The organism is Paraburkholderia podalyriae (assembly GCF_014397785.1).
GTDB classification, from domain to species: Bacteria; Pseudomonadota; Gammaproteobacteria; order Burkholderiales; family Burkholderiaceae; genus Paraburkholderia; species Paraburkholderia podalyriae.
The window spans coordinates 223,977-245,070 of the sequence record NZ_VZQQ01000008.1 but is presented as its reverse complement, the minus strand read 5'-3'; the positions used below and the strand labels follow the sequence as shown (position 1 = coordinate 245,070).

Genomic DNA, 21,094 nt, shown 5'->3' with positions numbered 1-21,094 from the left:
TGGGATTAATTCAAAGAGTGTGACGGAAATAATGCTGTCAATCGAACACCTTAAAATGCGATCGCGGGGCGCCGATTAGCCGCACTATTCGCCCGGAATCCCGGGCGGGCTAAAGATTATTTCAATCAGCATAATGATGGGCAACGCCGCCGTTCCTGTCACGCGGCGGCTATCGTTTACCCCGCAGAGCGTCGGCGCATTGCGCCCCGGTTTTTAGTGATAGATTATGCGGACCAAAAGAGCGGACCGCAGTGCCCGCCAATAACCGCGAACGAGATGTTTGCGAGCCCGAGAGAGCCAAAAAATTGTCGCTACACTTTATCGAGCAGATGGCACCGCTACTGGACGCCGCCGACGAGGCGGAATGGTTCGGCGCGATTTCGGGCCTCGCCGAAACGTGGGGCTTCGACAGGATTCTGGTCGCAATGCTGCCGCGGCCGACCATGCGTCTCGAGGACGCTTACCTGCGCAGCACTTACGCGCCGGCATGGCGCCAAGCGTATGACGAGCAAGGCATGGTGCATATCGACCCGACGGTCGCGCACTGCCTGTCACGCTCCGCGCCGCTGATCTGGACGCCAGAGATTTTCGCCACCCCGGCACAGCAATCCCTGTACGAGGAAGCTCGCTCGTTTGGCCTGGGCGCCGGCGTGACGCTGCCGATTCACGGGCCGAATCAGGAAGCCGGCATGATGTGCTTCGTCAATGACGACAACCCGTCTGACGGGTTCAGGCGTCATGTGAACGCCGCCTTGCCGAACCTCGTGCTGTTGCGTGACCTGGTGATCGACACCAGCAAACAGCATCTGAATTCGCACGCACAGACCCTGATGCCGAAGCTCACGCCGCGCGAGCGCGAATGTCTGAAATGGACCGCACGCGGCAAATCCACCTGGGAGATATCCCACATCCTGAGTTGCTCGGAAGCCGTCGTGAACTTCCATATGAAGAACATCAGGGCGAAATTCGGCGTGAATTCGCGGCGCGCGGCAGCCGTGATCGCCGCGCAGCTAGGGCTTATTGACCCGGGTTGAGCAGCGCGGCCGCATCGCGGCTGTACATCACGCGCTCAGCGCGGCCCAGATCGGCGTCCGACACGGTCTTGGTGAAGTACAGGCCAAGCAGGATCGACACCGGCGCCGGGATCTCAGCGCCCGACTCGAAGCGGCTGCCGCGCGACTGCGTGACGCCGAAGCGAGCCCAGAATCGGCGCTGGCTCTCTTTTTTCTTCTTCCGGTAGGCAATGATCAGAACGCGATCCACTGCCGAAGAGACCTCCGAAGGACGCGCCTGGAGGTGGGTTTGCGGTTGCCAGTGATTGTCGAGGAATTCCATTTCGGAGCCTTGTAGGTTGGGGGCGGATACGTGTTTGAATTTTGCGATACCCGATAAGCATCCACACCTATCCAGGTAGGTAGGTGGCACAAAGATTCAGAATGCATAAGTTTTCCTGCGTAACTGGCACCCCCAACACGTACAGGAGAGCGTCATGCAAACCACGATCCGAATTGGACTCCGGCAGGAATTCGACAATCAGCTGATCAATGAGATGTACCGCCTGCGAGCCCGGGTCTTTCACGGCCGGCTCGGTTGGGAAATTCCGACCATCGCGGGGATGGAGATAGACGGCTACGACGCGCTCGGGCCGTACTACATGCTGATTCAGGGCGAAGATCAACGGTTGCGCGGGTGCTGGCGCCTGATGCCGACCGAAGGTCCGAACATGCTGAAAGACACCTTCCCGCAGCTGCTGCATGGCGCGGCCGCGCCGGTCGGGCGGCACATCTGGGAGCTGAGCCGCTGGGCGATCGAAACCGGCGGTGAGGAACAGTCGTTTGGTTTCACGGATATGACGATCCGTGCAATTCAGGAAGTGATGCGCTTCGCGCAGCGCATGGGCATCACGCATTACGTCACGGTCACCACCACGCCGATCGAGCGGATGCTGCGCCGAGCCGGCCTCGACATCAGCCGGCTCGGGCCGCCGCTGCAGATCGGCGTCGAGCGGGCCGTCGCGCTCGACGTCGCGGTGAGCGCCAAGACACTGACCTCGCTGTTCGGGCCGGTCGCCGTCGCGGCTTGAACGGCGCCGGAGCGCGGCCTCACGAAAGTCGCGATGCGCTGACCCGCGCGCGGGCTCAGGAGCCGAACATCCGTTCCAGCGCGTTCTCGAGATGCGCGCGCATCGCGGCACCCGCGGCCGCCGCGTCCTTGCGGCGGATCGCGTCGAGTACCGCCATGTGCTCGGCCTGCACCAGCCTCTGCCGTTCCACCGTTTTGACGAGCGACAGATTGCGCGACAGGTTCATGCTGAACAGGATCTGTTCCTCGATGAACGACATCACCGTGATGAAAAACGGATTCTTCGACGCGCGCGCGACCGCCTGGTGGAACAGGAAGTCGTCCTTGGCGCCGATCCCCTGCGCCTCGATGATGCGCTCGAGTTCGTCCCACGCATGCTGGATCGCCGCGATGTCGTCGGCATCGGCCTTCAGCGCCGCCTGCGCGGCCGCGCCCGCCTCGGTCACGATGCGAAATTCATAGCAGCGGCGAATATCGGACAGCGTCTCCAGCGGCGCGAAGCGGCGCACATCCGGATCGGGCCGCCGCTCGACGGTCGTGCCCGAGCCGTGCCGCGTCGAGATAATGCCGTCGGCCCGCAATCGCGCAAGCGCTTCGCGCACGGTCGGCCGGGACGTGGCGAAACGTTCGGCCAGCGCGTGCTCGGTCGGCAATCGCTCGCCTTCCTTGTACTCGCCTTCGAGGATGCGGTTGAGAATGTCGCCGTAGATCTGGTCGGGTAAGCCCTTAGTTTTTCGATCGTTCATCAGCGGACTGGCCAACTTGTCAAATATGGCCTGATTGTAAGGCCAACCCTGTTTCGGCTTCAGCAAAGTTGTGCGGTTGTAAGCAAACGAGGCCGCTCGCGCGCGCCGCCGCCGCGCCCGCCAGTTTGGCGGCGGGCGCGGAATATTTGGCAAATGTTTGATTTACATCCTGGTGCGGTGCATCTTTTCCGGCCATCATCTAAGCTTCATTGGTATAAAACATCAATAATTCCTGCCGCGGCTAGCAAAGTGGCAGACGCATTTTTGACGCGGAGCCGATATGTACACACGCATCCTTGTAGCGGTCGACGGCAGCAATACCTCGCGCCGTGCGTTCGCAGCGGCGCTCGATCTCGCCAAATCGAATGGCGCGGTGTTGCGGCCATATTATGTCGTCGAAAATACGCCGATGTATTTCGAGGCGCCCGGCTACGACCCGTCGATCCTGCGCAACCGTCTGATCGAGGAAGGCCAGGAGTTGCGCGCCGAGTTTTCGAAAGCAATGGCCGAGCAAGGTGTGCAAGGTGACCCGGGGGTCTCCGAGGCTTCGTCGCTCGGCGATGTCGCCGACATCGTGCTGCAGGCCGCGGCCGAATTCAACGCCGACCTGCTCGTGATGGGCACGCACGGCCGACGTGGCTTTCAGCGGCTGATTCTCGGCAGCGTCGCCGAACGCTGCGTGCGCCAGGCCACGCTGCCGGTTCTGCTGATACCGTCCGCCGCGGGCACCGACAAGGAACCCGCCTGACTCTTTCATCATGCGCAGGGCGGCGCGCCACTCATCGACGCGAGCCGTCGTCTTCACCCACGGCGACTCACCTTCCCACTTTCGCAAGAGCACGTGCCGTCGCTCGGGACATCCGAGCACCGCAAGCGTCACTTTGCCGCCAGCTGCGTGTCATAGCCGGTGGGACAATTTCACTACTACGATAAGCGCGCGCAGAAGATGCCGACTCCTACTGCTGTTACCCGTTCCTCGACCCGCTCCGCCGGCAACGCCGAGCGCGGCAGCCGCGAGGCCGTGGCGTCACGCGCAACCGCACGCACCGCCGCGCGCTGCTCGAGCTGTTCGATGCGTCAGATCTGCATGCCGCAGGGGCTGTCGGCGGAGGAACTGCCGAAGCTCGAAACGCTGATCTGCTCGGCGCGCTCGGTGCCGCGCGGCGAAGCGCTGTATCGCAGCGGCGAGCGCTTCGACAATATCTACGCGGTGCGTTCGGGTTCGATGAAGACCGTGATGATCCATCGCGACGGCCGCGAACAAGTCACCGGGTTGCGTCTCGCCGGCGAGCCGCTCGGGCTCGACGGCATCAGCGCGGACGTCCATGCATGCAGCGCCGTCGCGCTGGAAGACAGCACGGTGTGCATCGTCCCCTATAGCGCGCTGAAGCTGCTGTGCCGCGAAATCGGTTCGATCCAGGAGCGCATGCACAAGCTGCTGGGCGCGCAGATCGTCAGCGAGGCCGCGCAGATGATGGTGCTCGGCTCGCTGTCCGCCGACGAACGCGTCGCAGCCTTCCTGCTGGACGTGTCACAGCGCAATGCGCAGCGCGGCTACTCGTGGTCGGAATTCAATCTGCGCATGACTCGCGAAGACATGGGCAGCTATCTCGGCATGACGCTTGAAACCGTCAGCCGCACCCTGTCAAGATTTCAAAAGCGCGGCCTGATCGACACGCAGGGCAAACATATTCGCATCGTCGATCTCGAAGGGTTGCGGCAGGTCTGAGCGAGCGGGCTGGCGGGCTGGCTGGCTGAGCGGTTGTGCCGTTCGTCTTGGCACGCCGCCTGCGAGGGGGTACAGTTTTCCGATCGTTCCCCCACGGCAACCGTGTTGCATGGAGACCCGGCCCAATGAATCGCGACCCTGTCCCGCATCATCCGCTCGTGCAGCGCCTGCTCGACGCGCGCCAAGTCACCGACGACCTGTTTGCGATCGTCAAACCCGACTACCTCTATGAACGGCCGATCCGCGAGCGTCACCGCGTCGTGTTCTACATCGGCCATCTCGAAGCGTTCGATCGCAATCTGCTCGACCAGCGTCTGTTCGATCTGCCGGCTTTCGCGCCGGAACTCGACCAGCTGTTCGCCTTCGGCATCGATCCGGTAGACGGCGGCTTTCCCACGGATCAACCCGGCGATTGGCCGTCGCTCGACCGCGTGCGCGAGTATGCGACGCGCGCGCGACGGCAAATCGACGCCGCGCTCGGCGAATCCGGCAACCCGGCGCGCGACGAGGCGGCCGTGCAGTTGCTGAACGTCGCGATCGAGCATCGGTTGATGCATGCTGAAACGCTCGCCTACATGCTCCATCAGTTGCCGCTCGCGCAGAAGAACACCGCGTTGCGCGAGCCGGTAGTGACACGCGCGGAGCGGCGCGACGCGTTGTCGTCGATGGTCAGCGTGCCAGCCGGCAAAACGGTGCTCGGCATGCCACGCGAGGCCGGCCGCTTCGGCTGGGACAATGAGTTCGGCGAATTGGGCGTGGACGTGCCCGCGTTCGAGATCGATCGATACATGGTCACCAACGGTGCGTTCCTCGAATTCCTCGAAGACGGCGGTTACCGCGAGCCGAAGTGGTGGTCGCCGAAGGACTGGGCGTGGAAGGAAGCGGAACACATCGAACACCCTGCCGGCTGGTCGCAACGCACGGCGCAGGACGGTCGCGCCGCATGGACGCTGCGCACGATGTTCGACGACGTGCCCTTGCCGCTCGACTGGCCGGTCTACGTGAGCCACGCCGAAGCGAGCGCCTATGCGCGCTGGGCCGGCAAAGCGCTGCCGACGGAGGCGCAATGGCAACGCGCGGCGCACGGTGCGCCGCAAGCGACATCGGGGAATTTCGATTTCCGCAGTTGGGATCCACGGCCCGTCGACGCGCATCCGGACAACGTCAGCGCGTTCGGCGCGGAAGGTCAGTTCGGCAACGGCTGGGAATGGACCTCCACGCTATTCGAAGCGCTGCCGGGCTTCGAAGCGTTTCCGTTCTATCCCGGATATTCGGCCAACTTCTTCGATGGGCAGCATTACGTGCTGAAGGGCGGCTCGGCGCGTACCGCGCTGTGCATGCTGCGGCCGGAGTTTCGCAACTGGTTTCAGCCGCACTATCAGTATGTGTACGCGGGATTTCGGTGTGTGCGGGGTTGTGACTAATAAAGCGGAAGCTGAGATCTTTCTTCGTCTTCCGCTTTATTAGTCAGGAAGGTCAAGCGGGTAATTCTTGTCATCTCCTCCATATTTCGACTAATATCGAAATATGGAAACAAACCAGACCATCGCCGCTCTAGCGGCACTCGCGCACGAGTCGCGGCTCGCCGTCTTTCGCGCCCTGGTGCAGGCCGGCCCCGAAGGCATGCCCGCCGGCCAGATCGCCACGCTGCTGGATGTCGCGCCGTCGTCCCTTTCCTTCCACCTGAAGGAACTGTCTCATGCGCAGCTCGTCACCAGTCGGCAGGAAGGCCGGTTCGTCTACTACTGCGCAAACTTCGAAACTATGAACGGCCTGCTGGTCTATCTCACCGAGAACTGCTGTGGCGGCAACCCCTGTTCGCCGGCATCAGCGTGTTCTCCCTCCAGGAAGAGGCAGTCATGAAGCGCTTTCACATTCACATCGCCGTCACGGATCTCAATGCGAGCGTCCGCTTCTACTCAGCGTTGTTTGCGGCCGAACCGACCGTCGTCAAGAGCGACTACGCGAAATGGATGCTCGACGACCCGCGCGTCAATTTCGCGATCTCGCAACGCGGCGCCACGCCAGGACTCGACCATCTGGGCGTTCAGGTCGAAAACGAAGCCGAGCTGGACGAGATGCACTGCCGGCTCGAAGGCGCCGCGTTGCCGGTCGACGCGCAAATCGGCACGGCCTGCTGCTATGCGAACTCGGACAAGTACTGGACCGTCGATCCGCAGGGCATCGCATGGGAGTCGTATCACACTTTGAACGACATTCCGGTATTCGGCGAGTCACGCAATGCGCAGAACAGTGCACCTGCTTCTGAGGTCGCAGCGTGCTGCGCTCCGTCGTCGGGCAAATCGGTCGGTGTCCCGGTCGGGTCTTCGTCGTGCTGCTGAGTCCGGCGCGCAATTCAATGAGGAGCGTATGACGACCAACGTCTTGATCCTGTGCACGCACAACTCGGCGCGCAGCGTGCTCTCTGAAGGGATGCTCAACCACTGGGCACGCAAGCTCGGCAAGGACGTGCGCGCGTTCAGCGCTGGCAGTACCCCGAGCGGCCGCATCAATCCGTTCGCGCTCGAAGCGCTGACGAACGCCGGCATCGATACCGAAGGCTATCGCAGCAAGAGCTGGGATGAATTCGCGCAGGATGGCGCGCCGCCCATGCGCATCGTCATTACGACGTGCGACACCGCGGCTGCCGAGCAGTGTCCGTTCTGGCCCGGTGGTCCAGTCAAGGTGCACTGGGGCTATGCCGACCCGTCGAACGCACCCGGCGGCGACGAAGGCAAACGTCAGGCGTTCGAACTGACACGCCAGGCAATCGGCTATCGCATGCTACAGCTGCTTGAACTTCCCCTGGACCGTCTGGGCAATGCCGAGCTTCAGCAGGCACTCGACGACATCCTGCAAAGCTGAACCCTTTTCCATCGATTTGCCCCATGAATACCCCCAACATCGCCGCTGCGCGCAAAAGCGCGTCTAAACCGGCCATCAGCTTCTTCGAGCGATACCTGACCGTGTGGGTCGCGCTGTGCATTGTCGCGGGCATCCTGCTCGGCCAGGTGCTGCCTGGCGTCTTTCAGACGATCGGGCGCATGGAGTACGCCCAGGTCAACCTGCCGGTCGGGCTGCTGATCTGGGTGATGATCATCCCGATGCTGGTCAAGGTCGATTTCGGGTCGCTGCATGAAGTGCGTCAGCACATCAAGGGCATTGGCGTCACGCTCGTCGTCAACTGGCTCGTCAAGCCGTTCACGATGGCGTTCCTCGCGTGGCTCTTCATCAAGCACCTGTTCGCGCCGATGCTGCCCGCCGCGCAGCTCGACAGCTATGTGGCCGGGCTGATCCTGCTGGCCGCCGCGCCCTGCACGGCGATGGTGTTCGTCTGGAGCCGTCTGACGGGCGGCGATCCGCTCTTCACGCTCTCACAGGTCGCGCTCAACGACAGCATCATGGTGGTCGCGTTCGCGCCGCTCGTCGGCCTGCTGCTCGGCATTTCCGCCATTACTGTGCCGTGGGCGACGCTGCTCATGTCGGTCGCGCTCTACATCGTCATTCCCGTGATCCTCGCGCAGATCCTGCGCAAGGTGCTGCTCGCCAGTGGAGAGGCTGCTTATGAGGCAGCAATGGCGAAAATCGGTCCCTGGTCGATCACGGCGCTGCTCGCTACGCTGGTGCTGCTGTTCGCCTTCCAGGGCGAAGCCATCCTGAAGCAGCCGCTCGTGATCGTGTTGGTCGCCGTGCCGATCCTGATCCAGGTGCTCTTCAACTCGGCGCTGGCGTACTGGCTTAATCGTGCGGTCGGCGAAAAGCACAATATTGCCTGCCCGTCTGCCCTGATCGGCGCATCGAACTTCTTCGAGCTGGCCATCGCCACTGCAATCGCTTTGTTCGGTTTCAATTCCGGCGCCGCGCTCGCGACTGTCGTGGGCGTGCTGATCGAGGTGCCGGTCATGCTGCTTGTTGTACGCATCGTCAACCGCTCGAAGAACTGGTACGAGTGCGCCTGAAGGTTACGGAAAACAATCACATGAACGAAGTCATCATCTATCACAACCCGCACTGCGGAACTCGCGAAACACGATCGCGACGATCCGCAACGCGGGCATAAAACCCACCGTCATCGAATACCTGAATCGTCCGCCGTCCCGCGAAAGGCTGGTCGAGCTCATCTGCCAGTCGAGGCTGGGCGTGCGCGACTTGCTGGGTAAGAAGGGCACTCCCTACGCCGAACTGCCTCTGGACAACCCGTCATGAAAATAAGAGCTGCCGAAGATGACGATCTCGTCGGGATCAGAAGCCTGCTGGCAACGTGTGCGTTGCCGACTGAGGACGTCCCAACTGTACCGGTACCGGGGTTTCTCGTTGCCGTCGACGAAGGAGGAGCGATAGTTGGAAGCGTCGGTCTGGAACCTTTGGGCGCTGATGCGTTGCTCAGATCGCTGGCTGTCGCTTTGCATCTGCGTGCAACGGGTCTCGGCACGTCTCTGCTCCTGGCTATTGAACGGGAAGCCAAGGCGTGCACCTATGCCAGCTTGTGGTTGCTCACAACGAGCGCGCGACAATTTTTCGAACATCACGGCTACAGCGCAGTCGAGCGGGTCGACGTGCCGGATGAAGTACGCGAAACGGCACAATTCATGCGGCTCTGCGCGTCTACCGCCGTGTGCATGAGGAAGCACATCGCATGAGCAATCACACCGCGCGCCATTGCACGTGACGATCGGCTCTTCGACCGCGTTCAATGTCTGTTGATAGATTCAAACGAGCCTATCGAACACAATATGATCAATGAGTGCAAGTGGCCCCGCGGTGACATCCGGGGTCGGTCCTCGATCTCTCTATCTCAGCCGGGTTGAAGGTGCTGGCACTCGGTTTGGAACCAATAGTCGACCAGGCGCTGTGCCGCTTGTAGATCATCCGGGTAATACGGATCATCAAACCACGGTGACGGGTCGTAGCCCGCTTTCCTCAAGGCAGCGAGTTCGCTTTGGTGCTGCGCCATCGTAGGGGGCGCGTTTGTCTTGAGCGCCGCCAGGTCGCGGCACTCTGTCGGAGTGAGGTGCGGCCCGGTATACGGCATGCCACCAGCGACACACCCGGCGAGCAAAATCACCAGAGCGGGAAGTATTGACTGCGTTCCAGGCCGAATTCTCATAGTAGGTCTCCTTCCCTGCGCGCGCCATGAACCAACTCGTAGTGCGCACGCTTGCCGTTGCGTGCGGGTGGAAAATGCTCGCCTTCGACGCATGTCACTTCGAAGCCGGAGCCGGCGTCGCCTTCTCTCACCACCTTGTAGATGCCAGACGTCTGAACCTTCTCGCCCGGTTTGTGCCCTTCATACTACGAAGTTCTTCTTCAGTGCCATCTCCGGCGACATCGAACGCGGTTACTAGCCTGCGCTCAGTTCCTGCTGTCGCCGCAATCGCGCGTCTTCCTCAAGACGTGTCGCTTCGATCTCCTGCAGCACACCATCGAGGTCGACAACTCGCGTGTCAACTTCGATGTGGCCTGTCAATTCGACATCGACATGCAGTCGGCCTGCTTCGAACAGCGTCCAGATTTCCGCGCCATAGCTCGTGGTGAGTATTTCCGGTGCGAACCGTCCGAAGTACACGGCCAGGTTGTCGACGTCACGCTTGAGCATCGCAGCCGCGTCGTTGTTGCCGGCCGCATCAACGGCTTGAGGCAGATCAATAATCACCGGCCCGTCCGCTGCCAGCAGGATGTTGTATTCCGACAGGTCGCCGTGAATCACGCCCGCACAGAGCATTCGGACAACCTGGTTGAGCAGCAGCGCGTGCAGTTCCAGGGCGCGCGCTTCGGTCAGATCGACGTCGTTCAGGCGTGGCGCGACGTCACCCATCCCGTCGACCACCAGTTCCATCAGCAACACGCCATCGGTACAGATATAGGGTTGCGGCACGCGCACGCCCGCGTCGGCGAGCCGGAACAGCGCGTCGACTTCGGCGTTCTGCCATGACGCTTCCTGCATCTGACGGCCGTAGCGCGTCCCTTTTTCCATCGCACGCGCCTGCCGGCTGTTCTTGACCTTGCGGCCGTCCCGATACGACGCGGCCTGCCGAAAGCTGCGCTGCTTCGCGTCCTTGTAGACCTTTGCACAACGCGTCGAGTTGCCGCTGCGCACGACGTAGACTGTTGCCTCCTTGCCGCTCATCAACTGGCCGATAACTTCGTCGATGAGGCCTTCTTCGAGAAGCGGCACAAGCCGTTTGGGCATTTTCATACGACCGCCAGGTGCGGCTCGCGGGGCGTGTACTCCGCGTGCGTGCGTGACGAATAGCCCGCTGAGGTATGTGCGATGAACGAACCGATGAACCGAGTGCCGAGTGGCACCGTTCGTAAGCTTGCTGCGTGGGAAATGGATGGAGTCATGCCGGATTATAAGGGAGGGCGAGGACGAGGCGGCGCAAATCTCCGGCGCAGATGCGTTGCCGGCGCAGCTCCAAGGCGCTCGCCGCTTGCCGCGACGGACCGCCCTCGACCCGCTCCGGACGCTCGACCGCGTTTCACCTCAATGGCGGCTCTCCGGGTCCAGCGGTCATTCATCTTTTGGAGTCAGGCGGCAAGTCTTTCGCAGTCGTTCAACTAGCACAGCACTTGTCGGTCAGGCGGAGCAGGAGTCGGACACGCGGACATTCAAGCATGCGGTCTCGACAGCTGGTTTTGCGAGCAGCGACACGAAAAGCGATGCGACGCTCTTCATCACAAAGAGAAAGTTGCTATAGATCGAGTTACCGGTTCGACACGCGGCTTTGGCTTCTCAGGCCTGTGTGAACGTACGCAGATAGCCGAACGTCGCCCCACGTCCAACGGACGCGGAGGGAGCAGCTAAGCGTTTCCTAAGGTTCGCGGAGCATGGTATAGGTAGTTCGGTGCATGCGAACCAGTGGTTCCTTCAGGAAGAGTCGCCCTGCACGGATGTGAAGCAGGGAGGGATCGTGATACCGCATCTGACCTGTCAGCGCTTACTGCGGAGTTCGGCCATTGTGCTGGCGTTCGCCGCCTCGCCCTGCACGCTGGAAGCCGCCGCAAACGTCTTGGCGACAACCGAGCAGGCTGCCACGCCCGAAAAGAGTCCGCCGGGCGACATTCCGGACACGCAAGTCTTCGTAACCTACCAGTCTCCGGCGGGCTTTTCCCTCAAAGTGCCCGAAGGTTGGGCGCGCACGGAACGCCGCGACGGGACGCGCTTTGCCGATAAGTACAACGTCGTCGAGATCAGTGTTGCACCTGCTGCGAGCGCGCCGACGGTATCGTCCGTTACTGCGCGCGAAGCCGCCGAACTCGCCAGGACCGGTCATGCAATCAGGATTGGTGCCATCAAAAACGTCCGGCTGCGCAGCGGGGCAGCCGTGCTGATTACCTACACGTCGAATTCCGAACCGAACCCGGTCACGAACAAGCAACTTCGTCTTGAGAATCATCGGTATTTAATCTATCGCGGCGGCACACTTGCGACGCTCGAGCTCTCCGCACCGCTTGGAGCCGACAATGCCGATCAATGGAACCTCATGGCCAATTCGTTCCAATGGCGCTGATTTGCCTCGGCTCGAAGCGTTCGAACTCTACCGCTTTTACCACAGCGGAGACGACGAGACCGCCGCGCTCAGGGGCGTCTCACTGCAACTGTGCGCAGGCGAATTCGTCGCGTTGCTGGGACCCTCCGGCAGCGGCAAGTCAACGCTCCTCGCGTGTCTTGCTGGACTGGAGGAACCGGACGGCGGCCATGTCGATGTGATGGGCCAACGCCTGTCGCGCCGGCCCGAAGCGGTGCGTGCGGCCTTACGGGCGCGCCACATCGGCTTGCTGATGCAGTCGGCCAACCTGTTCGAGCACCTTACCGTCGAGGGCAACATGACGCTGCAGATGTCGCTCGCTGGCAAGAACGATCGCGACAAACTCGACGCACTGCTTGATGTGACCGACCTGGCCGCGCGACGCCGCGCGTATCCGTCGCAGTTGTCCGGCGGCGAAGCGGCGCGCGCCGGGCTCGCGGTGGCGCTCTCGGCCGAGCATAAGGTGCTCCTAGCGGACGAGCCCACCGCCGAAGTCGATGCCGCAACCGAAACCGTGATCGTGAGTCATCTGGTCGAGCGATGTCACGGCAACGGCGACATGGCGCTAGTCGCGACGCACAGCGAGGCTCTGGCTGCGCGCGCTGACCGCGTGCTCGTCATCCGCGATGGGAGGCTCGACGATGCGTGACGTGCTGATCGAAGCCCGATCGCTCAGCCGCACCTATCGGCATGGCGAGAGGCAAGTCGTGGCGCTCGCCGCGGCCAGCTTCGTCCTCAATCGAGGAGACCGGATCGCGCTGGCGGGCCGTTCGGGGAGTGGCAAGACGACCTTGCTGCACCTGATGGCAGCGCTCGATACGCCGACGAGCGGCGTGATCGATTGGCCCGCGCTCGGTGCGCGCGAGACGCTGCTGCCCGCAAGGATCTCGCTCGTGTTCCAGACGCCGAGCCTGCTGGAGCCTTTGACGGTGAGCGAAAACGTTGCGTTGCCGCTCCTGATAGCCGATGCGGCCGATCCCGCCGACCGCGCGAGCGGTGCCGAACGCGCTGTGGCCGCTGCGCTTGCCAGGTTCGGTCTCGAGGCGCTTGCGCAGAAATTGCCAGAGGAACTCTCGGGCGGACAGATGCAGCGCGTGGCGATGGCGCGCGCTACGGTCGGACGACCGCTCGTCATTCTCGCCGACGAGCCCACGGGCCAGCTCGATCAGGCCACCGGCCAGGCCTTGCTCGATGCACTCATCGCGCATCTCGCCAACACGCCGACGGCGCTCGTCATCGCCACTCATGATCCAGCCGTTTCAGCACGGATGAACGCAGTCTGGCGCATGGAGCGCGGCGTGCTCACCGAAGCCGGGCCGACATCGGGACAGCCATGATCGGCCTTTGGCTTATCGGACTTGTCAGGCAACGCAGGGGCCGGCTCGCGGGCATGGCGGCTGGCGTCGCGGTGACGGTCGCGCTGGTCGCATCGCTTGGCGCTTTCATCGCGCGAAGCACCGCTTCGATGACACAGCGTGCGAGCGCGAGCCTGCCCGTCGATTGGCAGGTGCAACCAGGACCGGCGACGATGGGCGCGCTTTCGGTCCACGAAGTGGCAGCAGCCGTCGCAAAGGCCGCGCGGGTCACGAAACAGCAAGCTGTCGGTTATGCCGATGTCGATGGCTTCGAAGCGACCACAGGAGAAACCGTACAGACGACCGGACAGGGCAAAGTGCTCGGTCTTGAAAGCACGTACTTCCAGGACTTTCCGGCTCAGTTCCGGCTGCTGCTGGGTAATCTGGATGGCGCTCTGATTGCTCAGCAGACCGCCGCGAACCTGCATGTGACCATCGGCGATACGGTGAATATTCATGGTCCAGGCGTGGCTGCGGCCAATGTGCGGATTGCCGGCATAGTCGATTTGCCGAACGCCGATGCGATGTTTCAGGCGATCGGCGTCGCGCCTGTCGCAGCGCCGCAAGCGCCTCCGGACAATGTGCTTCTGCTTCCGATGGACGCGTGGCAACGCCTGTTCGGCGCAGAGGCGTCAGCCGGATCGCGTCGGTCGCGCATCCAGCTTCACGTCGGACTCGCGCATGACGGTTTGCCGGGCGATCCCGAAGCCGCCTTTGCTCAGGTGCAGGGCGCTGCAAGGAACCTCGAGACGCGCATTGCGGGCAATGCGCTCGTTGCCGACAACCTTGCCGCGCGGCTCGACGGTGTGCGCAGCGACGCGCTTTACGCAAAGGTGCTGTTTCTGTTTCTGGGCGCACCCGGCGCGCTTCTCGGCGCGTTCCTGACGATCGGAGTCGTTGCGGCAGGTTCCGGACGGCGACGCCGAGATCAGGCACTCCTGCGAATCCGTGGCGCATCGCGCGCCCAGATCATGAAGCTGGCGGCGGTCGAAGCGATGTGCGTTGGCGTCAGCGGTACGCTTGTTGGGTTGGTCCTTGCCGCGTTGTTGTCGCATCTGTTTCTCGGCGCTGGCTATTTTGGGGCTTCGTCGATGCGCTGGGTCGCCTGCGCGGCCATAGCGGGCGTCGTGCTGGCGAATGCGGCGATTCTCGTGGCAGCATGGATCAGTGCAAGCACGACGCCGGTCACGAGCGCCCGCCGGCTGACGGGTTCCGAGTGTCCGCGCCTCTGGCAACGGGTCTACTTCGATCTTGTCCTGCTCGCACTGTCGGCCATCATCTTCTGGCGGACCTGGAGCACCGGGTATCAGGTCGTGCTGGCTCCCGAAGGCACGCCGTCATCGTCGATCGATTACGTCGCCTTTCTCGCGCCCGTCCTGACCTGGGCAGGATGCGGCCTCCTGACCATCAGGCTCGGTCTCGAGGGATTGCGGCGCGGGCGCGGCGCGCTCGCCATCTGGCTTCGTCCGCTTGCGCATTCGCTTGCCGGCGTGGCCGCGGCGGCGATGAGCCGGCAGCGCAATCGAATGACGCAGGGCATCGCGCTTATCGCGTTGGCGTTCGCGTTCGCGACGTCCACGGCCGTGTTCAACGCAACCTACAACGCGCAGGCACGCGTGAACGCGGAACTCACGAACGGCGCAGACGTGACGGCGACCGGGACTTCGCAGGCGCCCGCGTCAGCCAGATTCGCCGAACTTGCTGCATTGCCCGGAGTCAGCGCCGCCCAGCAGATGCAGCACCGTTTCGCCTACGTGGGCACGGACCTGCAAGACCTGTATGGCATCGACGCCCGCCACATCGGACAAGCGACGCGCATGGCCGACGCCTATTTCGAAGGCGGCAATGCGCAAAGGTCGCTCAACTTGCTCGCGCAATATCCGAACGGCATCCTCGTGTCCGAAGAGACCGTGAAGGACTATCAACTGCACCCGGGCGACGAGATCAACCTTCGCCTTCAGAGCGCAAGCGACCATCAATATCGCGTGGTGCCGTTTCGTTTTGTTGGCGTCGTGCGCGAATTTCCGACCGCGCCGCGCGACTCATTCCTCGTCGCGAATGCCGACTACATCGCGCGGAAAACCGGCACGAGCGCGGCGGAAATCGTGTTGCTGAAGACAACGGCGCCGCCTGAGCAGGTGGCCTTGGCCGCGCGCGGCACGGTTGCGCCGTTTGGGGCAGTCAAGATCACCGACATCGGGCAGGCGCAGCGCGTGATCAATTCGAGCCTGACAGCCGTCGATTTGCGCGGGCTCACGCAACTCGAACTCGGGGCCGCGGCGTTGATGGTCGCCGGCGCAACCGGACTCATCATTGCGCTGGGTTTCTTCGATCGGCGGCGCACGTTTGCGATTCTGACCGCGCTCGGTGCCAAGCCGCGTCAGCTTGGTGCGTTCTTGTGGAGCGAGGCGCTCGTGCTCCTGTTGGGCGGGGCGGCCATCGGAACGCTGACGGGTTTTGCACTGGCGTGGATGCTGGTCAAGCTGCTGACCGGTGTGTTCGATCCTCCGCCCGAGCGCCTCACCGTGCCTTGGGTCTTTCTGGCTTTCCTCGCCGGCGTGGCGGCGCTGTCGGTGGTGATTGCGGTGATCGCGGCTTTTCGCGAGACGCGCGAGTCTGCTGTCCAGCGCATGCGTGAGCTGTGACACCAGCGAGCATGCATGCTCGACGGCTTACGCCCGCACGGCGCCGCCTCGATCCGCGTTGCCTTGTAGCGTTTGACACGACAGAGGGAAAGCACGTTCTCCCCCAAAACAATTGGTAGCCTCAGCAAGAGGTATCCGAAGCGCTCGCAGCGCCCGCGTTACGACTTCCTCTATTATCGGCCGAGACGTAGCGGCTTCTACGACGCCCGATAAGTGACGGCGAACTGGAGACGATTTCGACGCAGTTCGTTGAGCCATCGACCGCGACCTCGATCGCAGTAGGCATCGCCATTATTCCGGAAGCACGCCAAGTGAGCTGGCATCATTTACCGCCCGGTGGAAAGCGAAGAGCGCGTCTGCCAGTCAGCCGGCGCCGTGTCGAACGCGCCGACGTCTATCTTCGCGAACCAACCCGCGCAGTGCGAGGCGCAACGTGTTACAGGTTTCCCCAAGGTGCGAAGGAATACACCTGGAGACCGCCCGACCTGTATATGTGCAGGTCGCGAATGGCGATCGCGGGTCGTGAACGAGCGTTCAATCTTCTCGTCAGCGGCCAATCTCTCCGATCGAGACCGACATGTATGACCGGAAGCTGAATTACTGCTGCCAGGGAGGACCCGACGTTCAAATGTCCGCGCAACCGCCCTCTGCCTGACGGCGATCGGCGGCACGCGACCCACTCCGGACTCTAAACCAGACGCCACCTCAATCGGCAGCTTTTTGGGGTGCAGCGGTCATTTATTCCTTCGAGTCGCACGGCACGTCAACGTGAGAACCGGCATTGCTGTTCAGGCCCGTTGCATACTGAATTCCGTTAGTGCGTCTGCCAGAATGTCCACGGCTTGCTCTGTAACGGCGTTGTATAGAGACGCACGCAACCCGCCAATTGAACGGTGCCCCTCTAGTCCAACGATACCCTGTTCACGAGCCGCCCCGATAAACGCATCGCCGAGCCGAGAATCACCGAATTTAAAAGCCACGTTCATTTGTGAGCGCCAGCGACGGTCCGCGTGGACGGTCACGACCCCCTCCAAAGCGTCCAGCGTGTCATACAGCCGCCGCGCCTTTCTCTCATTGATGCTTTGCATCGCGTGCAGACCGCCAACATCGAAGCGCAGCCAGCGCGTAATCAACGTCAGCACATAGATCGCGAATACCGGCGGCGTGTTGTAGTTGGAACCGTGCGAGACGTGGGTGCGAAAATCGAGGATCGCCGGCAAGCCGTCGGGGATCCGTTCAAGCAGCGAACGCTTGATTACCGCTACCGTTACCCCAGCCGGACCTAGGTTCTTCTGGGCGTGGGCATAAATCATCGAGTATGCGTCTGGCCGAATGGGCTTCGACAGAAAATCGGACGACATGTCCGCAATCAGCGGTACCTGCGTCGCCTCTTCCCAAACCGGAAATTGCAAACCTTCCACGGTCTCGTTCGACACGTAATGCAGATAGGCGGCAGAGCCGGAGATGTCCAGTTTATCGAGGGCGGGCAGCTGCCGGTAGCCCGTCGCGTGGCCGTCCCACGCAACTTTCCTCTCAGTCACCTTGGCCGCCTCCGAGGTCGCCCGACCGCTCCAGTAGCCGGACGTCACATATTCGGGCGGCGCGAATCCTTTCGCGGCAAAATTCATCGGAATCATCGCGAACTGCAGACTACTGCCGCCCTGCTGAAAAGTAATGGCGTAGTCGTCGGATATACCGAGCAGAACGCGCAGATTCTGTTCCGCTTCGTCCAGTATGGAGCGAAACCAGTCCGAGCGATGGCTCATGCCGAGTACGGAGATGCCGGTTTCCGGTAACGCGGTAATCGCTATGCGCGTCTGTTCCAGCACCGTTTCAGGGAGCGCTCCGGGACCACCGGAAAAATTCAATGCATTGGACTTCACTATGCCTCCGAGGCCAGCCGTTGGATTTTCTATGCGTTCGCAGCCGCGCGGCGCAGCATTTCATGAAAGGCGTCAGCAACCCGGCGAATTTGCGGAACCTTATAAGGAAAGATGCTCTGGTCGTCCAAGTCATGCACAACCATGCCCGTCGCGATCTCGAATATGAGCAGCCGGCCATCGCTCGTTTCAGCGCAATCGAATCCTACGTAATCGAGGCCGGTCAATTCCGCGACGTTGCGAAACGCCTCGCGGTGACGCACAGCAAAATCGGTGTCAAAGCTCGCCATCAGGTGCGATTCTTCCTCTCGCCGGTCGGGATGCGTCGACATTTCCGCGTAAGGGTAGTGAACCATCCATTCCTTCGAGATGCCCATATGGCACACGAATGGCGTTCCCTCAATCATCACGATCCGGTATTTGCGAAACAGACCGTCGGCGCTGCTGTAGTCGATAAAAGGCGCCATGTAATATTCCACGGCGTCAGACTCAGCCATGTAGCGCGCGAGTTCCTGAGCGTCAGACACTTTTGCCAGACCTTGTCCGGCGTGCGATCCTATCGGCCGTATGATGAGCGGATAGTTTGCGCCGAGTACCTCGGACAACTGCAACGCTCCCGAAGCCGCTTCGTCGACCCGCTCACGGGAAAGGCGCACCGTGTGGGCCATACAGATACCGGGGGCAGCGCCCAGCAGAGCATAGGCGGTGTCACGCATTGTCTTCGCAATGTGTTCGGACCGGTTTAGTACGCGGCAACCCGTCCCGCTCGTCAGCGACGCGATTTGGGCAAGAACGCCCACGGTTTCATCCGACGCGCATGCCGCAACGAAGATAACGTCGTGCTCGGGCAACTCGGCATTCCCCAGCGGCCGCGCGTCGACATACAGGACCTCTATCTGCAGGTCGGCGTTCTCAAGCAGGCACTCAAAAGGCGTGTTCGCCATCAGATCGCCCGGAGCCTTGAGCACCAGCACCTTCAAGGGAGTCTTGATCGTCTGGGCGCTCTTTAACCGATAATGTCTGGTCATTTGAAGCGCTTGCTGCTGGACGGCGAGAGCGGCCGCTTTCTGGTATTTCAATTGCAACACTAGCGACAAATCAAGCAGAGCGTACGGGTCGTCATGGCGCTTTACGTGCTCGAGCAGGCTTTCCCCCAGCGGCGTCAGATCGCTCCCAGCCGTTGCCGCCCGGAGCAACGCAGCCAGTCCCAGTGGCTGATGCATCGATGGCAGGCCGGCATCACCCGTTAATTCAGTTCGAACAGTATTCATGAATGGCGCGTTTCAGTGGAGCGATACCCGGGGCGAAAGAATGCGCTCGCCGGCATTACTTTTACGTGAAGTTCACTCAGGTCATTGACGGTGGGTGTCAGTCGGGATGCGGGTACACGCCGGCATTTCGCCGATGTAGCCGACTTCTTCCTCGAACCATGCTTCTGGCGTCGGCCCGGATGTCGTTGCTTTACAGTCCGCGGGAATCGCGACAGCACTCGATTTGTTGGTTACGAGGAACAATCTGGCCGAGCTCGCGCGTCGCTTTGCAATTGACATGTATCTTTTCCTTCGATAGAAACGTCAGGATTTTGTAACCCACAACGGGTCCGACATACTGCATTAACCCCAATGTGCAGCCCATGATACGAGCTTGGGGCTGAACCAAACGAGGGAAAAGAGGGGCGATTGACCACCTATTCAGAGGATTTTGAGGCGACGACAGGTCAACGGTGACCGTTTTCCGTCCTTAAACTCAAGCATGGTTCACGACCCGCAGTGTGAATCTCACGGGGCTGACCGCTGTTAGCGGCAATCCGGAATAAACGGGTGGATCTGCGGCTTCCCGGGCGACTTCCCATGCTGTCCAACCAATTGAGAAGGGCGACGGCACGTTGGGCGTCGTCGAAACGCAAAGTCCGGTACCTAGGGCGAAGCCGACATTCAAATGTCCGCGCGGGAGCGCGAACGATCGTCCGCAGATGGCCGGTCAGCGACGCTCATCAATGAGCAGACCGATTCGCTCCACCACCTGTGTACGACGGCACTCGATCCTGTCCGGCAATCCTCCAGGTTCCGCGGCAATCACGCTCTGGCCTCCTCACCTGGCGCCCTGTTGCGCTCGATAGCCGGTTCTCGCCGAGCCGGACACTATGTGACAACTAAAATTGTAGCTGCGGCAGCAATACTGACATGGGAGAAAGAAGCGGTGCGCGAGGAATCGTCAAACATCTTACGGGAAAGATACCCGCTCATATTCGCCGTCACCCCGGCAGTCACCGACGATCCGGATGCCGTGCCAACGGTATTCTCTGTGTGGGGATTCGAGTGCGGAGACGGCTGGTTCGATCTGATCGATGTATTGTGCGCGAAGCTGCAGCTTTGTACAAAGCACGGCGCTCCGCAGGTGGTTGTGATGCAGGTCAAGGAAAAGTCCGGAACGCTGCGCTTCAGTGCTTCGGGCGCTGATGCGCGACAACGCGCCGTGATCGAACCGGCGGAGATGATGGGCGGTCGGCTGTGCGAGCTATGCGGCAAGCCGGCGGAAACGATCAGCACCGGCTGGATGCGAGCCAGATGTCAACACCACTCGGCGAGAAGCTGACCAGTTGCATCGATCGAACAGGCCATCGACGGTCGACGGCCCCTGGAGTCACCTGAGGACATTCAGCAGCGCTGCACCATTTCATGCCTCAAAAAAATCGTGATTTCGCAAGTCGTTGGCCACACGCGGTCTGAATATCTCCATCTCCAGTCAATACGTTGCTGATGCCCTTGCAATTAGCCATAGCGTGGGATGGCCAACCGCTGCGGGTCAACACGTTGACTAATGTGTGTTCTCAATGGCAGCGGCGCTCAGGTCGGTCGGAAAGCAATGAGGGTGCTCAAAGCCGATCGGAGACCCGCTTGTTGAATATATGATGTTATCCGTGTTATTCGGGCCTTCGCCGGCGGGTACAGTTCCGAGCCCCGCCAGCTTGCGCATGCGATACGCGATCGCATGATCGGCGCAGGCGCTATCGCCGCTCACCCCTAATCCTCCTATGACTTTCCCACCCGCATAAAGTGCGACACCGCCGCCAAAGGTAATGATGCCACCAAGCGTGTGTCCGATGCCGCTGCCCTGTTCGAGGAAGC

At 61.7% G+C, this 21,094-nt stretch carries 24 protein-coding genes and 1 pseudogene; 16 read left to right on the top strand and 9 right to left on the bottom strand.

The genetic code is table 11. From position 1 onward, the window contains the following. Window positions 1–329 precede the first annotated feature (329 nt). Window positions 330–1,034 carry a helix-turn-helix transcriptional regulator gene (locus F6X42_RS12320; protein ID WP_187634475.1) on the top strand — a complete coding sequence of 235 codons (705 nt, stop codon included), beginning with the start codon at window positions 330–332 and terminating at the stop codon, window positions 1,032–1,034. Here the strand turns inward: F6X42_RS12320 and F6X42_RS12315 are convergent. Then, window positions 1,018–1,335 carry a helix-turn-helix domain-containing protein gene (locus tag F6X42_RS12315; RefSeq protein WP_187634474.1) on the bottom strand — a complete coding sequence of 106 codons (318 nt, stop codon included), beginning with the start codon at window positions 1,333–1,335 and terminating at the stop codon, window positions 1,018–1,020. The genes F6X42_RS12320 and F6X42_RS12315 overlap by 17 nt on opposite strands. Window positions 1,336–1,489: 154 nt before the next feature. Between F6X42_RS12315 and F6X42_RS12310 the strand changes: the two genes are divergently transcribed. Then, window positions 1,490–2,083 (top strand): acyl-homoserine-lactone synthase, encoded by a 594-nt coding sequence (locus F6X42_RS12310; RefSeq protein WP_187634473.1) that lies wholly within the window; start codon window positions 1,490–1,492, stop codon window positions 2,081–2,083. Window positions 2,084–2,138: 55 nt separating this feature from the next. On the opposite strand, the gene F6X42_RS12305 is transcribed toward F6X42_RS12310, so the two are convergent. Then, window positions 2,139–2,828, bottom strand: coding sequence for a FadR/GntR family transcriptional regulator (locus tag F6X42_RS12305; RefSeq protein WP_187634472.1), 690 nt, complete (start codon window positions 2,826–2,828; stop codon window positions 2,139–2,141). A 19-nt stretch (window positions 2,829–2,847) separates the two neighbouring features. Continuing rightward, entirely contained in the window at window positions 2,848–3,027 is a 180-nt protein-coding gene (locus F6X42_RS12300; protein ID WP_187634471.1) for a hypothetical protein, read from the bottom strand. An 81-nt stretch (window positions 3,028–3,108) separates the two neighbouring features. On the opposite strand from F6X42_RS12300, the gene F6X42_RS12295 reads away from it, so the two are divergent. From F6X42_RS12295 to arsN2, 9 genes and pseudogenes are all read left to right on the top strand, one after another. Further along, window positions 3,109–3,576 (top strand): universal stress protein, encoded by a 468-nt coding sequence (locus F6X42_RS12295; protein ID WP_187634470.1) that lies wholly within the window; start codon window positions 3,109–3,111, stop codon window positions 3,574–3,576. Between the two features lie 324 nt (window positions 3,577–3,900). Further along, window positions 3,901–4,557 (top strand): helix-turn-helix domain-containing protein, encoded by a 657-nt coding sequence (locus tag F6X42_RS12290; protein WP_187634469.1) that lies wholly within the window; start codon window positions 3,901–3,903, stop codon window positions 4,555–4,557. A gap of 125 nt (window positions 4,558–4,682) precedes the next feature. Continuing rightward, window positions 4,683–5,981 carry an SUMF1/EgtB/PvdO family nonheme iron enzyme gene (locus F6X42_RS12285; RefSeq protein WP_187634468.1) on the top strand — a complete coding sequence of 433 codons (1,299 nt, stop codon included), beginning with the start codon at window positions 4,683–4,685 and terminating at the stop codon, window positions 5,979–5,981. Window positions 5,982–6,084: 103 nt separating this feature from the next. After that, window positions 6,085–6,420: an ArsR/SmtB family transcription factor gene (locus tag F6X42_RS12280; RefSeq protein WP_187634467.1), complete on the top strand. Its 336-nt coding sequence runs from the start codon at window positions 6,085–6,087 to the stop codon at window positions 6,418–6,420. Then, window positions 6,417–6,899 (top strand): ArsI/CadI family heavy metal resistance metalloenzyme, encoded by a 483-nt coding sequence (locus tag F6X42_RS12275; RefSeq protein ID WP_187634466.1) that lies wholly within the window; start codon window positions 6,417–6,419, stop codon window positions 6,897–6,899. Before F6X42_RS12280 ends, F6X42_RS12275 begins: the two co-directional genes overlap by 4 nt. 28 nt (window positions 6,900–6,927) lie before the next feature. Then, a complete protein-coding gene (locus F6X42_RS12270) occupies window positions 6,928–7,422 on the top strand; it encodes an arsenate reductase ArsC (protein WP_187634465.1) in 495 nt (164 codons plus the stop codon). 23 nt (window positions 7,423–7,445) lie between these two features. Further along, complete coding sequence (arsB, locus tag F6X42_RS12265) at window positions 7,446–8,516, top strand: ACR3 family arsenite efflux transporter (RefSeq protein WP_187634464.1); 1,071 nt, start codon at window positions 7,446–7,448, stop codon at window positions 8,514–8,516. 20 nt (window positions 8,517–8,536) lie between these two features. Beyond that, a pseudogene (locus F6X42_RS43985) lies at window positions 8,537–8,757 on the top strand (ArsC/Spx/MgsR family protein); the annotation flags it as partial. A 2-nt stretch (window positions 8,758–8,759) separates the two neighbouring features. After that, window positions 8,760–9,197 (top strand): arsenic resistance N-acetyltransferase ArsN2, encoded by a 438-nt coding sequence (gene arsN2, locus F6X42_RS12260; RefSeq protein WP_187634463.1) that lies wholly within the window; start codon window positions 8,760–8,762, stop codon window positions 9,195–9,197. Between the two features lie 155 nt (window positions 9,198–9,352). Here arsN2 and F6X42_RS12255 read toward each other — a convergent pair whose 3' ends face one another. Together F6X42_RS12255 and F6X42_RS12250 are read right to left on the bottom strand one after the other, a co-directional pair. Next, window positions 9,353–9,664 (bottom strand): DUF4148 domain-containing protein, encoded by a 312-nt coding sequence (locus F6X42_RS12255; RefSeq protein WP_187634462.1) that lies wholly within the window; start codon window positions 9,662–9,664, stop codon window positions 9,353–9,355. A gap of 234 nt (window positions 9,665–9,898) precedes the next feature. Beyond that, the gene (locus F6X42_RS12250; RefSeq protein ID WP_187634461.1) at window positions 9,899–10,753 is read right to left on the bottom strand and encodes a PA4780 family RIO1-like protein kinase; all 855 of its coding nucleotides are present in this window, start codon (window positions 10,751–10,753) and stop codon (window positions 9,899–9,901) included. A gap of 715 nt (window positions 10,754–11,468) precedes the next feature. Here F6X42_RS12250 and F6X42_RS12245 point away from each other — a divergent pair. Genes F6X42_RS12245 through F6X42_RS12230 form a run of 4 tightly spaced genes read left to right on the top strand, consistent with a single transcriptional unit; the run spans window position 11,469 to window position 16,086 of the window. Next, window positions 11,469–12,068, top strand: coding sequence for a hypothetical protein (locus tag F6X42_RS12245; protein ID WP_222945562.1), 600 nt, complete (start codon window positions 11,469–11,471; stop codon window positions 12,066–12,068). Between the two features lies 1 nt (window position 12,069). Further along, window positions 12,070–12,735, top strand: coding sequence for an ABC transporter ATP-binding protein (locus F6X42_RS12240; RefSeq protein ID WP_187634460.1), 666 nt, complete (start codon window positions 12,070–12,072; stop codon window positions 12,733–12,735). Continuing rightward, window positions 12,728–13,423: an ABC transporter ATP-binding protein gene (locus F6X42_RS12235; protein ID WP_187634459.1), complete on the top strand. Its 696-nt coding sequence runs from the start codon at window positions 12,728–12,730 to the stop codon at window positions 13,421–13,423. Before F6X42_RS12240 ends, F6X42_RS12235 begins: the two co-directional genes overlap by 8 nt. Then, on the top strand, window positions 13,420–16,086 hold the full coding sequence (locus F6X42_RS12230; RefSeq protein ID WP_187634458.1) for an ABC transporter permease: 2,667 nt from the start codon (window positions 13,420–13,422) through the stop codon (window positions 16,084–16,086). The genes F6X42_RS12235 and F6X42_RS12230 overlap by 4 nt, the downstream gene beginning before the upstream one ends. 788 nt (window positions 16,087–16,874) lie before the next feature. Here F6X42_RS12230 and F6X42_RS12225 read toward each other — a convergent pair. The 3 genes from F6X42_RS12225 to F6X42_RS12215 all read right to left on the bottom strand — a co-directional run bounded on the left by F6X42_RS12225 (window position 16,875) and on the right by F6X42_RS12215 (window position 19,516). Next, window positions 16,875–17,969 (bottom strand): phosphoserine transaminase, encoded by a 1,095-nt coding sequence (locus tag F6X42_RS12225; RefSeq protein WP_187634457.1) that lies wholly within the window; start codon window positions 17,967–17,969, stop codon window positions 16,875–16,877. Between the two features lie 29 nt (window positions 17,970–17,998). Then, the gene (locus F6X42_RS12220; RefSeq protein ID WP_187634456.1) at window positions 17,999–19,237 is read right to left on the bottom strand and encodes an ATP-grasp domain-containing protein; all 1,239 of its coding nucleotides are present in this window, start codon (window positions 19,235–19,237) and stop codon (window positions 17,999–18,001) included. Between the two features lie 81 nt (window positions 19,238–19,318). After that, on the bottom strand, window positions 19,319–19,516 hold the full coding sequence (locus tag F6X42_RS12215) for a hypothetical protein (RefSeq protein ID WP_187634455.1): 198 nt from the start codon (window positions 19,514–19,516) through the stop codon (window positions 19,319–19,321). Between the two features lie 595 nt (window positions 19,517–20,111). On the opposite strand from F6X42_RS12215, the gene F6X42_RS12210 reads away from it, so the two are divergent. Continuing rightward, window positions 20,112–20,561 carry a hypothetical protein gene (locus tag F6X42_RS12210; protein WP_187634454.1) on the top strand — a complete coding sequence of 150 codons (450 nt, stop codon included), beginning with the start codon at window positions 20,112–20,114 and terminating at the stop codon, window positions 20,559–20,561. A 222-nt stretch (window positions 20,562–20,783) separates the two neighbouring features. Here F6X42_RS12210 and F6X42_RS45285 read toward each other — a convergent pair whose 3' ends face one another. Beyond that, a complete protein-coding gene (locus F6X42_RS45285; RefSeq protein ID WP_312892645.1) occupies window positions 20,784–21,047 on the bottom strand; it encodes a heme-binding protein in 264 nt (87 codons plus the stop codon). Between the last annotated feature and the right edge of the window lie 47 nt (window positions 21,048–21,094).

What these genes read in the sequence shown, in the direction of transcription:
- arsN2 (WP_187634463.1), top strand. Translation starts at nt 8,760, where the DNA reads ATGAAAATAAGAGCTGCCGAAGATGACGATCTCGTCGGGATCAGAAGC.
- F6X42_RS12270 (WP_187634465.1), top strand. Translation starts at nt 6,928, where the DNA reads ATGACGACCAACGTCTTGATCCTGTGCACGCACAACTCGGCGCGCAGC.
- F6X42_RS12315 (WP_187634474.1), bottom strand. Translation starts at nt 1,335, where the DNA reads ATGGAATTCCTCGACAATCACTGGCAACCGCAAACCCACCTCCAGGCG.
- F6X42_RS12220 (WP_187634456.1), bottom strand. Translation starts at nt 19,237, where the DNA reads ATGAATACTGTTCGAACTGAATTAACGGGTGATGCCGGCCTGCCATCG.
- F6X42_RS12235 (WP_187634459.1), top strand. Translation starts at nt 12,728, where the DNA reads ATGCGTGACGTGCTGATCGAAGCCCGATCGCTCAGCCGCACCTATCGG.
- F6X42_RS12215 (WP_187634455.1), bottom strand. Translation starts at nt 19,516, where the DNA reads ATGTCAATTGCAAAGCGACGCGCGAGCTCGGCCAGATTGTTCCTCGTA.
- F6X42_RS12230 (WP_187634458.1), top strand. Translation starts at nt 13,420, where the DNA reads ATGATCGGCCTTTGGCTTATCGGACTTGTCAGGCAACGCAGGGGCCGG.
- F6X42_RS12295 (WP_187634470.1), top strand. Translation starts at nt 3,109, where the DNA reads ATGTACACACGCATCCTTGTAGCGGTCGACGGCAGCAATACCTCGCGC.
- F6X42_RS12300 (WP_187634471.1), bottom strand. Translation starts at nt 3,027, where the DNA reads ATGATGGCCGGAAAAGATGCACCGCACCAGGATGTAAATCAAACATTT.
- F6X42_RS12275 (WP_187634466.1), top strand. Translation starts at nt 6,417, where the DNA reads ATGAAGCGCTTTCACATTCACATCGCCGTCACGGATCTCAATGCGAGC.
- F6X42_RS12280 (WP_187634467.1), top strand. Translation starts at nt 6,085, where the DNA reads ATGGAAACAAACCAGACCATCGCCGCTCTAGCGGCACTCGCGCACGAG.
- F6X42_RS12255 (WP_187634462.1), bottom strand. Translation starts at nt 9,664, where the DNA reads ATGAGAATTCGGCCTGGAACGCAGTCAATACTTCCCGCTCTGGTGATT.
- F6X42_RS12305 (WP_187634472.1), bottom strand. Translation starts at nt 2,828, where the DNA reads ATGAACGATCGAAAAACTAAGGGCTTACCCGACCAGATCTACGGCGAC.
- F6X42_RS12310 (WP_187634473.1), top strand. Translation starts at nt 1,490, where the DNA reads ATGCAAACCACGATCCGAATTGGACTCCGGCAGGAATTCGACAATCAG.
- F6X42_RS12250 (WP_187634461.1), bottom strand. Translation starts at nt 10,753, where the DNA reads ATGAAAATGCCCAAACGGCTTGTGCCGCTTCTCGAAGAAGGCCTCATC.
- F6X42_RS12285 (WP_187634468.1), top strand. Translation starts at nt 4,683, where the DNA reads ATGAATCGCGACCCTGTCCCGCATCATCCGCTCGTGCAGCGCCTGCTC.
- F6X42_RS12290 (WP_187634469.1), top strand. Translation starts at nt 3,901, where the DNA reads ATGCGTCAGATCTGCATGCCGCAGGGGCTGTCGGCGGAGGAACTGCCG.
- F6X42_RS12320 (WP_187634475.1), top strand. Translation starts at nt 330, where the DNA reads ATGGCACCGCTACTGGACGCCGCCGACGAGGCGGAATGGTTCGGCGCG.
- arsB (WP_187634464.1), top strand. Translation starts at nt 7,446, where the DNA reads ATGAATACCCCCAACATCGCCGCTGCGCGCAAAAGCGCGTCTAAACCG.